Origin of the sequence: Roseibium sp., from assembly GCF_050301095.1 — a bacterium.
In the GTDB taxonomy this organism is placed as follows: domain Bacteria; phylum Pseudomonadota; class Alphaproteobacteria; order Rhizobiales; family Stappiaceae; genus Roseibium.
On record NZ_JBNKYW010000168.1, the window covers coordinates 1 to 15,098 of the forward strand.

A 15,098-nucleotide genomic window follows, 5' to 3' on the forward strand; every position below is an offset into this window, starting at 1 on the left:
GTTGGCTTCACGTTTGCGATCTACATCGGCATCGCCATCTGGTCGCGCGCCTCGACGACGAGTGATTTCTATGTTGCAGGCACAGGCGTCCACCCGGTCGCAAACGGTATGGCCACCGCGGCCGACTGGATGTCCGCGGCATCGTTCATCTCGATGGCCGGCCTTATCGCCTTTATGGGTTACGGCGGTTCGGTATTCCTCATGGGCTGGACCGGCGGTTACGTGCTGCTGGCGCTGCTTCTTGCTCCTTACCTGCGCAAGTTCGGCAAGTTTACCGTTTCCGAGTTCATCGGCGATCGGTTCTACAGCCAGACGGCGCGGATTGTGGCCGTTATCTGCCTGATCGTGGCTTCAACCACCTACGTTATCGGTCAGATGACGGGCGTCGGGGTGGCCTTCGGCCGCTTTCTGGAAGTGGATAACACCACCGGCCTGCTGATCGGTGCCTGTATCGTCTTCGCCTATGCGGTGTTCGGCGGCATGAAGGGGGTGACCTATACCCAGGTCGCCCAGTATGTGGTCCTGATCTTCGCCTACACGATTCCGGCGGTCTTCATCTCCCTGCAGCTGACCGGAAATCCTGTTCCGGCTCTTGGCCTGTTCGGAAACGAGACCGGGACGGGCGCGCCGCTTCTGGCCAAGCTGGACCAGCTTGTGACGGAACTCGGCTTCAGCTCCTACACCGCTCACCATTCGAACACACTCGACATGGTGCTGTTCACCTTGTCCCTGATGATCGGAACGGCCGGCCTGCCGCATGTGATCATGCGCTTCTTCACCGTGCCGAAGGTCTCCGATGCGCGCTGGTCGGCGGGTTGGGCGCTTGTCTTCATTGCGCTCCTCTACCTGACGGCTCCGTCTGTCGGTGCGATGGCACGCCTGAACATCACGCAGATGATGTGGCCGAACGGTGGTATCGACGGCGGCGCCGTCAGCGTGGAGCAGATCGAGAACGATGCACGCTACGACTGGATGGATACCTGGCAGAAAACGGGCCTTCTGGGTTGGGAAGACAAGAACGGCGACGGCAAGATCCAGTACTACAACGACGCCAACCCGACCCTGCAGGCAACTGCCGAGGAAAAAGGCTGGAAAGGCAACGAGTTGACCAATTTCAACCGGGACATCCTGGTGCTGGCCAACCCGGAAATCGCCAACCTGCCGGGCTGGGTTATCGGCCTGGTGGCGGCCGGGGGGCTGGCTGCCGCACTGTCGACCGCCGCGGGTCTGCTGCTCGCCATCTCCTCCGCGGTCAGTCATGACCTGATCAAGGGTGCGATCAACCCGGGCATCTCCGAACGTGGGGAACTGCTGTCCGCACGGATTGCAATGGCTGTCGCCATCGGTGTTGCGACCTACCTGGGCCTGAACCCGCCCGGATTTGCGGCCCAGACAGTGGCCCTCGCCTTCGGTCTGGCCGCGGCCTCGATCTTCCCGGCATTGATGATGGGGATCTTCTCGACCCGCATCAACAACACGGGTGCCGTGGCGGGCATGCTGGCGGGACTGATCGTGACGCTGGTGTACATCTTCCTGCATAAGGGCTGGCTCTTCATTCCGGGAACAAACAGCTTCACGGATGCGGACCCGCTGCTTGGCCCTATCAAGTCGACGTCCTTCGGCGCGATCGGAGCCGCGGTCAACTTCGCGGTGGCCTATGTAGTTGCCGGAATGACCAAGGAAACGCCCCAGTCGATCAAGGAACTTGTCGCAAGCGTCCGTATTCCGCGCGGCGCAGGCGTTGCTCAGGATCACTGACGCCTGAAGCGTGCTGATGAACTTGTCCTGCCCGGCTTGTCCGGGCAGGATCAATTCGTTTTAGCAAGGCCAGAAGTATGTCCCCGAGTTCCGAGCAAATCCTCCGGTTGCTTTCGACCGTTCATCCATATGACACGTTGCCACCCGACCGGCAGGCTGAGCTCGTCGCCAAACTGGCCGTACTGGATTGCCGGGACGACACCGTTGTCTACGAATATGGCGACGACCTTCCCGGCCTGTTTCTGATTTTTGAAGGGTCGGTCGAGATCTCGGACCGCCACGGCGTGGTCGTCAGCCATCTCGGACCACGCAACTCCTTTGGCGAACGCGGGCTCTTGCGGGACGGGCTTGCAGCAACAACCGCGCGGGCAGACAAGGGGACCGTTCTGCTGGTGCTGCCGCGGGGGCTTGTCAGCGGCCTGATCGCGGAGTTTCAGAGCGTTGCCCGCTTTTTCGACCGGGCCAACAGACCACAGGCTCGCCTGAACGACCTTGCTACGAGCCTTGCGGAAACGCTCATGGCGCGCAACCCGATATCATGCCGGCCTGAAACGACGGTACAGGAGGCCGCCCGCATGATGCGGCAACGGCGGGTGTCGTCTCTGTGCGTCACGGACCCCACCGATGTTCTGGTGGGGATTGTCACGACGCGGGATCTTGCAGGCAAGGTCCTGGCCGAAGGACTTTCGGCCGAAACCCCCGTTGCGCAGATAATGAGCGAACAGCCTGTAACGCTTGCGCCCACTGCCCTCGGTTCGGACATCCTGCATCTGATGATGGAGCGCCGTATCGGACATCTGCCGATCGTGGAGAACGGGAGACCGGTCGGCATGATCACCCAGTCCGATCTGACCCGCTTCCAGGCCGTCAGCTCTGCAAGCCTGGTGAGCGAGATTGCCCAGGCGGGCTCAGCTGAAGACATGGCGAGGGTGACCGCCGGGATACCCAAATTGCTGGTTCAGCTCGTGGCCGGAGGCAGCCGGCATGACGTGGTCACGCGTTTGATCACCGATATTGCCGATGCATCAACGCGTCGCCTGCTGGCGCTCGCGGAAAAGGAGCTCGGTCCGCCACCAGTCCCCTACCTGTGGCTGGCCTGCGGGTCTCAGGGGCGTCAGGAGCAGACCGGTGTGAGCGATCAGGACAATTGCCTGTTCCTGGACGACACGGTGAGCGAGGCCGACCGGGAGGGTTATTTCGCAGCGCTTGCAAAGTTTGTGTCCGACGGGCTGAACACCTGCGGTTATGTCTTCTGCCCCGGGGACATGATGGCGACAAACCCTCGCTGGTGCCAACCGGCCCGTGTCTGGCGGTCCTATTTCCAGGGCTGGATCGACAAACCCGACCCCGAAGCGCAGATGTTGAGTTCGGTGATGTTCGACCTGCGTCCGATCGGTGGACACAAGGCTCTATTCGAAGATCTGCAGGAAGCCACGCTAAGGGCGGCAAGCGCAAATTCGATTTTCGTTGCGCATATGATCAGCAACTCTCTCAAACACTCGCCTCCCCTGAACCTGTTGCGCGGTCTGGCGACAATCCGCTCGGGCGAACACAAGAACACCCTGGACATGAAGCTCCAGGGCGTGGTTCCGATTGTCGATCTCGCGCGAATTCATGCCTTGCGGGGTCGGATTGAGGCGGTCAACACGCGCGCAAGATTGGTGGAAGCGCGCAAGAACGGACAGCTCAGCCAGTCAGGGGCGAGCGACCTTCTGGATGCCTACGATCTGATCGCCGAATCGCGGTTGCTGCATCAGGTTGACCTGGTCAAGCGGGGAATGCGGCCGGATAATTTCCTGCAACCGTCGTCGTTGTCGGATTTTGAAAGAAGTCATCTCAGGGACGCCTTCGTCGTGGTCAAGACAATGCAGTCGGCGATCGGTCACGGGCGGAGCATATTGGGTTGAATGAACAAAAGCACGACAACGCAGGGCAGGGAGATCCCCATTTTTGAGCCCGGCAAGGAAGGCAGCACATGTTTTGGGAGCTGATCGCAACTCTTGTCGCAGGGGTGGCCGCAGCCGGTCTGGTGATGCTTGTGAACAGGATTGCCGGCGGGCGCTTGCCTCGCTGGTTCGCGCCTGTTGCCGCCGGGGCGGTCATGATCGCAACCACAATCTTCAACGAATACGACTGGTATGCGCGGACCAGCGGAGCCCTGCCCGAGACCCTGGTCGTCGCACAAACCGTTGAAGGACGGGCGATCTACCGGCCCTGGACCTATCTGTGGCCGATTGTCGAGCGTTTTGCCGCGGTCGACATGGCGTCCGCGCGTCAGCATCCGGGGCAGCCCGGTCTCAAGCTTGTGGACGTCTATTTCTTCGGGCGCTGGTCGCCTGCGAGCGACGTGTCCGTGCTGGCGGATTGCCCGGGTCTCAGGCGCGCGGTGCTCGCCGAAGGCGTATCCTTCGAGTCGGACGGCCAGATCAAGGGCGTCGAATGGGTGAAGGTCGCTGACGGGGATCCGCTTGTCGGCACGATATGCGGTGCGCGATAATGCTGATGTCGCTCAGTCTCCGTCTGCGTGTCTTTCTGCTGTTTGGGGGCGTTGCCGCCGCCTGCGGCGCAATCGTGGGCGCCGCGCTCTTTTTCGGATATCTCAGAACCGCCGATGCAGGGGCAGGCACAGGTTTCCTGATCGCAGGGATCTTGTCGGGGTTCGGGATTCTCGCGATTACGGTGGTGATCTGGTTGCTGTTCGACGAGAACGTCGCAAAACCCATCGAACGCATTGCCGCAGCCATGCGGGTTCACGCCCACACGGGGGCGAATGTCAATCTGGCGCCCCATGACGCTCGGTATCTTGGCGATCTGGCTCCGGCAGTTGAAGCGGTAACGGGGCTGCTGTCGAAAGCCTCGACCGAGGCCGAAGACATCGTGGCCATGAAAACGGCCAGCCTGATGGCGGAACGGGCACATCTGTCCATTCTTCTGACCGAGATTCCCGTGGCGATCGTTCTGGTGAGCCCGACACATCAGATCATGCTGTACGACGGGCAGGCCGCCGACGTTCTGGGGCAGGTACATGTTCCAAGGCTCAGTGCTTCCATATTCGACTACTTCAACGAGGTTGAGCTCCGGGCAGCCCATGGCGAACTCTCGGAAAAACGTACCGAGGTCCTCGTGAAGGTGCGCTGTGCCCGGGGGAACCTGACCTTCGAACTTCGCCTGAAAAGGCTCAGCAAGGCGTCCGGTTACATGATCCTGGTTGACGCCGCTCAAGCGCGGATCTCGCCGGACGCCGCACGCCCGCTGATCTACGATTTCGATCTGAGTGAACACGAGGGGGAGCACGAGATCGAACAGCGGGTAATCGAGGACCTGACCTATGTCGTCTTCGATACGGAAACCACGGGACTGACACCGCACAAGGACGAACTGGTCCAGATCGGTGCCGTACGGGTGGTCAAGGGAAAGATCGTCGAAGGCGAAAGACTTGAAATGTTCGTCAATCCCGGGCGCCCCATTCCGCCGGCTTCAACCAGGGTCCACGGTATAACGGACGACATGGTTGCCGGCGCACCGGACGCGGCTACGGCCGTTTCCCGATTTCATGAATTTGTGCGCGGCGCCGTTATCGTTGCCCATAACGCGCCTTTCGACATGGCGTTCCTGCACCGGCACGGCAAGACGCTCGGCCTGGATTGGGACCATCCGATGCTCGATACGGTGCTCTTGTCCGCCGTGGTGTTTGGCGACAGCGAAAAGCACACCCTGGACGCCCTGTGCGCGCGGCTGGGCGTGACGATCCCGGAGGACCTGAGGCACACGGCCCTGGGAGACGCGCAAGCCACCGCCGAAGCCCTGTGCCGGATGCTGCCCATCCTGGCGTCCCGCGGCTATCGCACGTTTTCGGACGTCATACATCAGACCCGAAAACACGGCAGGCTTCTCAAGGATCTGAACTGACACTTCCTCGGCCCAACCCACCATCCTTGCTCAATCCGACAAGTTCCCATTGCCGTAGCGGAACGAGGTGACATAACATGATAATGAGCTTTCTACTGCCGTCAGCTTGAAGAGGTCTGGGCGAAAAGGGAATGCCGCGCGGCTATTGGGCACCGAAACCGAGCATCCCGTGCGATCTCGTGAGGATTGAAGGTTGACTATCGAAAACTGGCTCACCGCGATCGGGATGGAACGATATGCGGATGCTTTCCGGGAAAACGGTATCGACACTGACATTCTGGGCGAACTCGAGGACGCCGATCTTAGGGAGATTGGCGTTTCGTTGGGCGACCGCAAGCGCATCCTGAAGGCAGTTCGCGGCGAAGAAACATCCACAGAACCCGTGCCGGGGGCATCCGCCGCTCTTCCGGCAGCCGCATCCCAGGCCGAACGGCGGCATCTCACGGTCATGTTCCTCGATCTCGTCGGGTCCACCCGGCTTTCCGCGGAACTCGATCCGGAAGACATGCGCGACGTCATCCGCCTTTTCCAGAAAATCGTAACAGAAGAGGTGCAGCACCTCGGTGGCTATGTCGCAAAATACATGGGCGACGGGGTGCTCGTCTATTTCGGTTTCCCCGTGGCCAGCGAGCACGATGCCGAAGCGGCGGTCTCTGCCGGCCTCAATCTGTGCAAGCGCCTGGCCGAAACGCCCAGCCCCGGCAATGCGACGCTTATGGGCCGCGTCGGCATCGCGACCGGTCTCGTTGTCGTCGGTGATCTGGTAGGCTCGCAAGAGGCGCGCGAACGTGATGTCATTGGCGAAACCCCCAATCTGGCCGCCCGGCTGCAGACGGTAGCCTGGCCTGGCCGTGTGGTCATCTCCGAGAACACACGCGAATTGCTCGGCAACCTCTTCGAGGTAGAACCGATCGAAAATCTCGAGATCAAAGGTTTCTCCGAAGGTGTCACTGCCTATCGCGTCGTCGGAAAGCGCCAGTTCGAAAGCCGCTTCGCCGTCCAGCACGGTGGCACGGACATCCGCATGATCGGGCGAGAGGGCGAGTTCTCCGTGCTGGAAGACCGCTGGGACCTTGCCTGCAAGGGACGCGGCCAGGTTGTTAGCCTGACCGGCGAGGCCGGCATCGGCAAATCGCTTTTCGCCAGTTCCCTGAAGAAAGTGGTGGCCGCGGAAAATGGCACCAGTCTCGAACTCCAGTGCTCGCCGCATCATCTGGAAGACCCGCTTCATCCCTTCTTGCAGCTCGTTCGCCAGCTTGCAGCGATCTCGCCGCAGGACAGCCCCGCCGTCACCTTCGCCAGATTTTCTGAACTCTTCGGCTCTACCGACGGTGACGGCACAATTGCGGCTCAGCTCGTTGCCCGCTTCATGCGGCTCGGACTGGACCACACCGCTCCGGTGGAAAGCGCGCCACAGCAACTCCTCAACCAGACGATCAAGGTGATCTCCGATCTGATCATCAGCCTTTCGGCCGGAGCTCCGCTTTTCATAATCGTCGAGGACGTTCAGTGGATCGACCCGACGTCGTTCGACGCACTTCAGCGGTTCTTTGCGGCCATGGAGCGCCAACGGATTCTGGTTCTGATGACGTCCCGCCCCGGTGCCAACCTGCCTCGGGCCGGCACACTTGGCACCACCAGCCTTGCACTTGAGCCGCTCGACCGCATCAAGGTGGCTGAAATCGTTCAACAGCTCGCCGGCAAGGACGCCCTGCCCGAAAGACTGATTAGCCAGATTGCCGAGAAAGCCGACGGCATCCCCCTCTTCGTCGAAGAACTCACCAAGACGGTGCTTCACTCCGACGTGATCGAGCGCGGCGAAACCGGCGAACGGCCGGGCGAGGCCGACCGGGAGATCTCGGTGCCTTCGTCGCTCCACGACACCCTGATGGCGAGGCTCGACCGCATCCCCAACGCCAAGCACGTGGCTCAGCACGCAGCTTGCTTTGGCCGGATCTTCGATCGCTCGCTCCTGCAGAAGGCCTCGGGAGTGGGTGCAGCCGAGCTCGAAAACGCCCTTGCCGAACTGATCAAGGCAGGAGTGATCCATGAAACCGCCGACGAGGCCGGAGAAGTCTTTACGTTCAGTCACGGCCTTGTCAGCGATATCGCCCGTGGCTCGTTGCTCAAGTCCGAACTCACCCGGTTTCATGGCCGGATCGCCGACGTACTGGACGAAGATGGCGCCGAACCGGAAAAGCGTGCCTACTACCGCGAACGCGCAGACCAGCCCTGCAAGGCCGCGACACTGCTGCTCGAGGCCGCACGCAATCGTCTGCAGGTCTCGGCCGCAAAGGAAGCGGTCAACTACCTGACCCGCGGCATCACCCTGATAGATCCCCTGCCCGCAACACCCGAAATCAACCAGCTCCGCTTCCGCCTTCAGGCCTTTCTTGGAACCAGCTACATGGTGTTGCGAAGCTGGGGAGCCGACGAGGTCGAGCGTTGCTACACGGAAGCGCTTTCGCTTTCCGACGCGGCCACCGACATCGCCGAGAAGCTCTGGATCATCTGGGGCATCTGGGTCTTCCGGCAGGTCCGCGGCGAGATTGGAAAATGCGGTGAGGAAATCGAACGCATCACCCGGATCGCAACCGACAGCGGGGATCCCGATACGCTGGTGGTGGCTCGAATGGCGCAGTTGCAAAATGCCTTCTATCAGGGCGAGGTCGCCGAAGCTGCCCGGCTCGCTGCCGAGACGTATGCAGTCTACGATCCAGCCCGCCACGACGCACTGAAAGACGCCTATTCCGTCGACCTGTTGCTGGTGGCCCAGATTCATGCTGCCCAGGCACTCTGGATCATGGGCCGGCTCAAAGAAGCCGAGGCATTGACCTCAGCAGCCGAAGCACGATGTGCCAGCGTGGCGCACACACATTCTCGAATATGGGGTACACTTTGGGGCGCCAATTATCATCTGCTCCGGGGCAATCACCGCCGCATCCTGGAAATCGCACCCGACGCGATCCGCTCCGCCCGTGAGCTGGGCTTCGAATACGCGGAGTCCCTTGGCCGAATGATCCTTGCCTCGGCCCGAATAGCGGTTGAAGCAACACCTGAGGACGTCGATGACCTGGAAGAGGCAATCGCCCGGTTTCGGTCAACCGGCGCAGGCATCACAGTCCCCTATTTTTCAGCGCTTCTTGCCGAAGGCAGAAGTCGTCTCGGGCAGGACAGGACGGCGCTTGAGCTTATCGAGACCTCTCTCTCCAACGCCGATTCCCTGGGTGAGCGCTGGCACCTGCCTTTGGCGTTACGCATCCTTGGAGACATCCTTTCTGCTCCCGGCTTCGACGACTTTCCCGGCGCGCTTGACGCATACGACCGCGCCATAACCACGGCCGAATCCCAGGGAGCTAGGTATTGGCAGGTCCAGGCTCAACTCGCAAAGGCCCGGTTGACAGCCCGCAAGGGCCGCATTGACACCGCCCGGGATCTCGTTGCCTCCGCCGCGCGAAATTCCCAGGTCGTTGCCCATCTCACCGGCCAGAAGGACATGGAAGCAATCCTGACCTCTTTTGCTCAGTGACTTGATCGCCAAAGCCCCATAGACTGCTGCCTAGAGATAGACGCTGTTTTTCCAACTGGCTGTGACTTCATATATTCCGGCTGCAAATGCGGGAGGCGCCTTCGATGTATGACGTTGTAATAGTAGGCGGCCGCTGCGCCGGTTCTTCGCTGGCATTGCTGCTGGCACAAGCCAACCTCAAAGTCCTGATTGTCGATCGCAGCAATCTTCCCAGCGACAAGATCAATTCCACGCACCTCATCTGGCATGCCGGTGCTGCTTGCCTGCAACGCTGGGGGCTGCTTGATAGGCTTCTCGCCACCGGCTGTCCGCTACAGCGCCGGTTCCTGCTCGACCTCGGCATGTTTCAGCTTCGCAGCAACGTCGAATTACGTGATTGCATCGTCGATGGCGCAGTAGCCCCTCGACGTGACGTGCTCGACGGACTGTTGCTGGAAGAGGCGCTCGCGGTCGGCGCCGAACTCCGCGATGAGGCCCATGTCTCCGACCTGCTGACAGAAAACGGCCGAGTCACCGGTGTCCGGATCAGGACGGAAACGGGAGGAAGCGAAGATATTCCTGCCCGCGTCACCATCGGCGCAGACGGGATCAATTCCACCATCGCCAAACTGGCAAGCGCGACGGAAGCCAGCGCTCAGGACAAGCAACAGCAAACCTATTTCGCTTACTTCTCGGGTGTAGCCTTTGAGGAGGTCGAATTCTACTCCCGTCCCGGCCGGATGGGCTTCATTTGGAAGACGAACCACGATCAGGTCGTCGCCGGCCTTTGCTGCCGGCTCGCTGACGTCGATGCGCTCAGGGCCGATACCGTAAGCGCCTTTTGGGCAGAGATGGAAGCAATCTCGCCTGACCTTGCTGCCCGCCTGAAGGCCGGCCGTCAGGAGAGCGAGATTCGCACGGGCGGCACCCGCTCCTTCATTCGCCAGGCCAGTGGCCCCGGTTGGGCGCTCACCGGCGACGCCGGGATGAACATGGATCCGATTTCGGCCCAGGGCATTTCCAATTCCTTCCTGCAGGCCGAAATGTTGTCCGACGCCATCATCCGCGGTTTTGCCGAGGGAAATCCGGACGAGGCTTTGGCCGCCTTCGGCGAAAAACGCAATGAGACCCTCGGACCGATCTATGCCTTCACCTCGGAAATGGCCCGGCTCGATCCCGAGCCTCCCGCCGAGATCATTCAGTTGTTCATGGGACTGGCGAAAAGCCAGACCGATACCGACGCCTACTTCGGGGTTTTCGCGCAGACGGTTCCGGTGGCCGAGTTTTTTGCTCCCGAAAACATGGGGCGGATCATGGCGCTTGCCGAAGCGGAATAAGATCTTGTTTTTACTTACGTTTTGACGAGTTTTCCGAACAAGCCCGCTCCGAACGGAAGGCACCCGCAGGTCCGACACCTGACCGCTTCCCGGTTTCGGTCCCTTGATTATTACCCCAGTTTGAGAGACCATAATTCCTCCGCTAATGGTTGTGGCGGCGGAAGTCTTCAGGACGTCTCTTTTTTACAAATCAGCGCGCTTACGTTTTAGACAACGAGCGCCGAAGACGAGTTTGAACAAGTTGAAATAGTTACCGTTGCGCATCAGGTCCGGGGGGCATCACCATGACGACCGAGACAAGCAGTACGTTTTCAGCCAGTACGACGACCTTACCGAACCAGACCGTCGCCCAGCTCCTGCTGGAGTATCTCAAGCTCGAGGGAGTGGACAAGATCTTCGGCATCCCCGGCGGTGCAGTGATCTTCATTATCGACCAGCTTCGCCGTCAGACCCAGAACTTCGATTTCATAGTCTGCCGTCACGAAACCGGCGCTGCATATATGGCCGATGGTTATTATCGCGTAACCGGCAAACTCGGCGTCGTCCTCACCACTGCGGGACCGTCGGCGATCAATGCCGTTACCGGTTCGATGAACGCCCAGGCCGGAAACTCCTCGGTGCTCACGATCACCGGCGAGGTACCCGAAAAATTCTTCGGCGAGGCTTACTTGCAGGAAGGCGTCGATGCCCGGCTTGATGTAAACGCGATCTACCGCAATTCGGTGAAGTACAGCACTCTCATTCCCAGTCCCGTGGCCTTCAAGGTCCTGATCGAGCAGGCTTTGCGGGATGCGCGCTCGATCCCCGCGCAGGCCGCACATATCTCCATCCCCAACGACGTCGCCGGCACCTGCGTCGCACCTTCTGGCAGCTCGATTACCTTCCCCGCCAGCCCGGCCTCCTATCGCGCCTCCCCCTCCGCCACCGATCTCTCCCGTATAGACCGTGCCTTCGTCGATCTTGCCAACGCCAGGAAACCGTTGATCTTTCTGGGGAACGGCGCCCGGCATGCATTGCGTGACGGTGACCGGTTGCGGCGGTTCACCGAATTCGTCCACAATCTCGCGATCCCGGTGATGACCACACCCGACGGCAAGGGCATCTTTGGCGAAACGCAGCCGATGTCGCTGCGCAATTACGGGATGACCGCCTGCGCATGGCCACAGATGTATATGGGCAAGACCGGCACGGCGGATCATTTCGACGCACTGTTGGTGGTCGGCTCCAGCCTCGGAGAACTGGCCACGTCGCCTGCCGCCACGAAGCATTACGACCCGGTTCTGGTGCCGTCAGGACCGTTCGCGCAGATAGATGCCGACCAGTCGGTGATCGGCCGTGCCTTCCCCGTCACAAACGGCATTGTTGGCGAAGTCGCTTCCTCGCTCGACGCGCTGCTCAACATCGCCGGCGATTTCCAGCCATCGCCCGAACAGGCCGACGCCATCAATACCCGCCGCGCGCTGATCTTGCAGATCAAGCAGACCAGCCCGTTCGAATATCCGGATGCCCGCGCAGGCAATGCGGTGCCGCTTCATCCGGCCGCTGCGATGCGGGTGATCAATCAACAGCTCGACGGCGCTCATGTCTTTATCGACGCCGGAAACTGCGTGGGCTGGTCGCTCAACAATCTGGTGATCGACCCGCCGAACCAGTTCCACATTGCGCTCGGCATGGGTCCGATGGGCTTCGGCGTCGGTGCGGTGGTCGGCGGAAAGATCGGCGCGCCTGACGCCGACTGCATCGCGATTGTCGGGGACGGTGCCTTCATGATGCACGGGGCGGAAATTTCCACCGCCGCACAAAACAAGGTCGGAGCGATCTGGGTGGTCTTGTCCGACAACGATCTTTCGATGGTCAGTCAGGGCATGGCCGAGCTGTTTCCTCCCGCCTCCGACTGGACGGACTTCTACAAGCTGGGCGCCCCCGATCTGGTGAAATTCTCGCAAGGTCTCGGCGCAGATGCGGTGGCGATCACGCAAGGTCCGGATCAGATGGCTGCGGAACTGCAAACTGCCCGCACCCGCGCCCGGCAGGACCGAAAGCCCCAGGTCCTCGTGCTCGACATCGACACCAGGCCAATGCCGAAATACGGCTGGCCGGACCTGAAAGCTCCGGTCTGTTCCTGACGCCTGCGCACTCACATTTCCCAGAAGAAGGACGCACCCACGATGGCAGACGAAACCGGCGAAATCCTCGACGTCGCGATCATCGGCGGTGGTGTAGGCGGTGTCTATTCCGGCATGCGCCTGCTCGAAGGACCCCGCGCCGCAGATTCCCCCCTGGGCCAGGGGCCGCTCAGCGTCACGGTCTTCGAGATGAGCAACCGCATCGGCGGACGGCTGCTGTCGCTCAGGCCCCCGGGCATTCCCGACACCCGGGTGGAGGTGGGCGGCATGCGCTATACCTCGCAGCACAACTATGTCATCGACCTTGTGAAGAAGTTCAATCTCACGCCGGTCGACTTCCCGGTCCGCGACCCGCAGAACTTCGTCTATGTCCGCGGCGAGCTGCTGCGAAACTCTGACCTCACGGACGCCGCCAAACTCCCCTACCAGCTCAAGCCGGACGAGTCCGATCCCCAGACGCTTGGCATGGGCTTCACGGCATTGGCAGCGATCCGTCTGTTGCAGGAGATGACCGGTGAAAACTGGTCCGCAGAAAATCTCGGCAATGCCGACTGGTACAAGATTTCCCACACTTACCAGTTCGAGGGCAATTATATCTGGGATCTGCCATTCCGCTATCTGAGCGAGCGCGTAGTCAGTCATGAAGCTTTCCAGTTCAACATGGATACCAGCGGCTACGACAGCATCCTGTTCACCTGGAATGGCGCCGACGGCTTTCCCTGGAACCTCGAAGATTTCGGCACGACAACCACCTATTCGCGGCTGCAGGAGGGGTACCAGCAGGTCCCGTTGCGCTGCGCCGAAGCTTTTGCGGCGCTCGGCGGCAAGATTGTCATGGGCACGCGTATGGAAGGTTTCGACTGCGTGACCCTGCCGGACGGCACCCCCGGCGTTGAATTCGTCACAGTCACCCAGGGCGATAACAAAGAGGTTCACAAACAGGTCACCCGCGCCCGCCGGCTTGTCCTGGCGATGCCCCGCCGGTCGCTGGAACTGCTTGAAGCGCGCGGCCAGGTCATGGCCCCGGCCAACAATGCGGTTCGAGACCTGATTGAGAGCGTCACTCCGATCCCGCTCTTCAAGCTGGCGCTTTGCTATGAAACCGCCTGGTGGGAAAACCTGCCCGTTCCTCCGGGCATGCAGCCGATCACGTCCGGCGAGACGGTCACCGACCTGCCGGTCCGCCAGCTTTATTACTGGGCAAAGGACGAAATCACAGGCAAGGCGGTCGTGCTGCTCTATGATGACGGACTGGCACTTGACTATTGGGCGGGGCTGCGCAGCCACGAAGTGCCGTTCAAGGGCGATCCAGGTGGCAGCGGCGGAAACGGCCTGCCGGACTGGCGCGATTTCCCTGCACCAGCCCGCATGGTCGAAGAGGTTCACCGGCAGATCCTTGAAATGCACGGCAAGGCGGGCGATCCGGCGATTCCTCCCCCCTATGCCGCCGCCTATCACGACTGGGGTGACGATCCCTACGGCGGCGGAGCCAATTTCTGGCATGTCGGTTCGCAAAGTTACGCGGTCTCGAAGAAGATCGTCCAGCCGATGCCCGGTCTGCCGGTCTATATCGTCGGCGAAAGTTATTCGCACCAGCAGGGCTGGGTCGAAGGTGCCTTGAAAACCGCGGAGGACATGCTGCTGAATCATCTCGGCGTGTTGCCTTCACCCTGGCAATCCACCTGAGCGCAAAGGAGTCGTGCCTTGGCATCCTTTCTCAACCATGTCGCCTGGGTCGTCGAAGACCAGCAGGCCGCCATCAACTTTCTCGTCACCCATTTCGGTTGCGAGGCGGGACCGCCCCGGGTCATCTCCGGCGCATGGGCCGAGGAACTTGCCCAGATCAAGGGTGTCCATGTCACCTATGTCGGCGTCACCAGCCCCGGTACCGAGACCCGTATCGCGCTTCTGAAGTTCGTGACCCCTCCGTCTGAGCCGAATAACAGCGTAGACGTGCTTTATCTGAAGGGGTTCCGACATATCGGCTTTCTGGTCGATGACATCGACGCCAAGAAATCCGAGCTCGAAGCTGCCGGTTTCAAGTTCTTTTCGGACGTGGTGACAGTCGACTCATTCAATTCCCGTACGGTGTATTTCCGGGGCCCCGAGCGAGTAGTGGTACAACTCACCGAACAGCTGTCCTCCTGACGCGATCGGCGGGCGGATCGTTGTCTGGATCCGTCAGACTTGTTTCTGCGATGTGAATTGCCCAAAAACCCCGAGAGCGTTGCTGACGGGGTTGTTATTTGATTTCGGGTTTCGTCTTTTGTTGTTTTTGCCCTGCAGCGTGGGGCTTGGGCCGGTCATGCGGGTGCCTACCAGTTTCAACTCTGTAACCAGTTTGCCGAACAAAAAACCCGGCACGAGGCCGGGTGTTTTATTTGGTTTTGTGAGCAGGACTTGAACCGTTCGGTCTACAATCGATCCACTGGATCGATTGTTTGACGTCCTCACCCTTCA

At 60.7% G+C, this 15,098-nt stretch carries 9 protein-coding genes; all 9 read left to right on the forward strand.

Annotated elements, in window-relative coordinates; translation table 11 throughout:
- A partial coding sequence (locus ACQY7U_RS15485; RefSeq protein ID WP_428646008.1) for a sodium:solute symporter family protein occupies nucleotides 1–1,758 on the forward strand: 1,758 nt, incomplete at its 5' end.
- A 77-nt stretch (nucleotides 1,759–1,835) separates the two neighbouring features.
- Entirely contained in the window at nucleotides 1,836–3,665 is a 1,830-nt protein-coding gene (locus ACQY7U_RS15490; protein WP_428646010.1) for a DUF294 nucleotidyltransferase-like domain-containing protein, read from the forward strand.
- 68 nt (nucleotides 3,666–3,733) lie between these two features.
- A complete protein-coding gene (locus tag ACQY7U_RS15495) occupies nucleotides 3,734–4,255 on the forward strand; it encodes a hypothetical protein (protein ID WP_428646012.1) in 522 nt (173 codons plus the stop codon).
- 5 nt (nucleotides 4,256–4,260) lie between these two features.
- Complete coding sequence (locus ACQY7U_RS15500; protein WP_428646015.1) at nucleotides 4,261–5,667, forward strand: exonuclease domain-containing protein; 1,407 nt, start codon at nucleotides 4,261–4,263, stop codon at nucleotides 5,665–5,667.
- Between the two features lie 193 nt (nucleotides 5,668–5,860).
- Nucleotides 5,861–9,196 carry an adenylate/guanylate cyclase domain-containing protein gene (locus tag ACQY7U_RS15505; protein ID WP_428646017.1) on the forward strand — a complete coding sequence of 1,112 codons (3,336 nt, stop codon included), beginning with the start codon at nucleotides 5,861–5,863 and terminating at the stop codon, nucleotides 9,194–9,196.
- 104 nt (nucleotides 9,197–9,300) lie between these two features.
- Entirely contained in the window at nucleotides 9,301–10,512 is a 1,212-nt protein-coding gene (locus tag ACQY7U_RS15510) for an NAD(P)/FAD-dependent oxidoreductase (protein ID WP_428646020.1), read from the forward strand.
- A 284-nt stretch (nucleotides 10,513–10,796) separates the two neighbouring features.
- Nucleotides 10,797–12,638, forward strand: coding sequence for a thiamine pyrophosphate-binding protein (locus tag ACQY7U_RS15515; RefSeq protein WP_428646022.1), 1,842 nt, complete (start codon nucleotides 10,797–10,799; stop codon nucleotides 12,636–12,638).
- A 42-nt stretch (nucleotides 12,639–12,680) separates the two neighbouring features.
- A complete protein-coding gene (locus ACQY7U_RS15520) occupies nucleotides 12,681–14,324 on the forward strand; it encodes a flavin monoamine oxidase family protein (protein ID WP_428646025.1) in 1,644 nt (547 codons plus the stop codon).
- A gap of 18 nt (nucleotides 14,325–14,342) precedes the next feature.
- Nucleotides 14,343–14,786 carry a VOC family protein gene (locus ACQY7U_RS15525; RefSeq protein WP_428646027.1) on the forward strand — a complete coding sequence of 148 codons (444 nt, stop codon included), beginning with the start codon at nucleotides 14,343–14,345 and terminating at the stop codon, nucleotides 14,784–14,786.
- The last annotated feature ends 312 nt before the right edge of the window (nucleotides 14,787–15,098 follow it).

Excerpts from the sequence above, each read along its gene's own strand:
- ACQY7U_RS15515 (WP_428646022.1), top strand. The coding sequence starts at position 10,797 with ATGACGACCGAGACAAGCAGTACGTTTTCAGCCAGTACGACGACCTTA.
- ACQY7U_RS15495 (WP_428646012.1), top strand. The coding sequence starts at position 3,734 with ATGTTTTGGGAGCTGATCGCAACTCTTGTCGCAGGGGTGGCCGCAGCC.
- ACQY7U_RS15500 (WP_428646015.1), top strand. The coding sequence starts at position 4,261 with ATGTCGCTCAGTCTCCGTCTGCGTGTCTTTCTGCTGTTTGGGGGCGTT.
- ACQY7U_RS15520 (WP_428646025.1), top strand. The coding sequence starts at position 12,681 with ATGGCAGACGAAACCGGCGAAATCCTCGACGTCGCGATCATCGGCGGT.
- ACQY7U_RS15490 (WP_428646010.1), top strand. The coding sequence starts at position 1,836 with ATGTCCCCGAGTTCCGAGCAAATCCTCCGGTTGCTTTCGACCGTTCAT.
- ACQY7U_RS15510 (WP_428646020.1), top strand. The coding sequence starts at position 9,301 with ATGTATGACGTTGTAATAGTAGGCGGCCGCTGCGCCGGTTCTTCGCTG.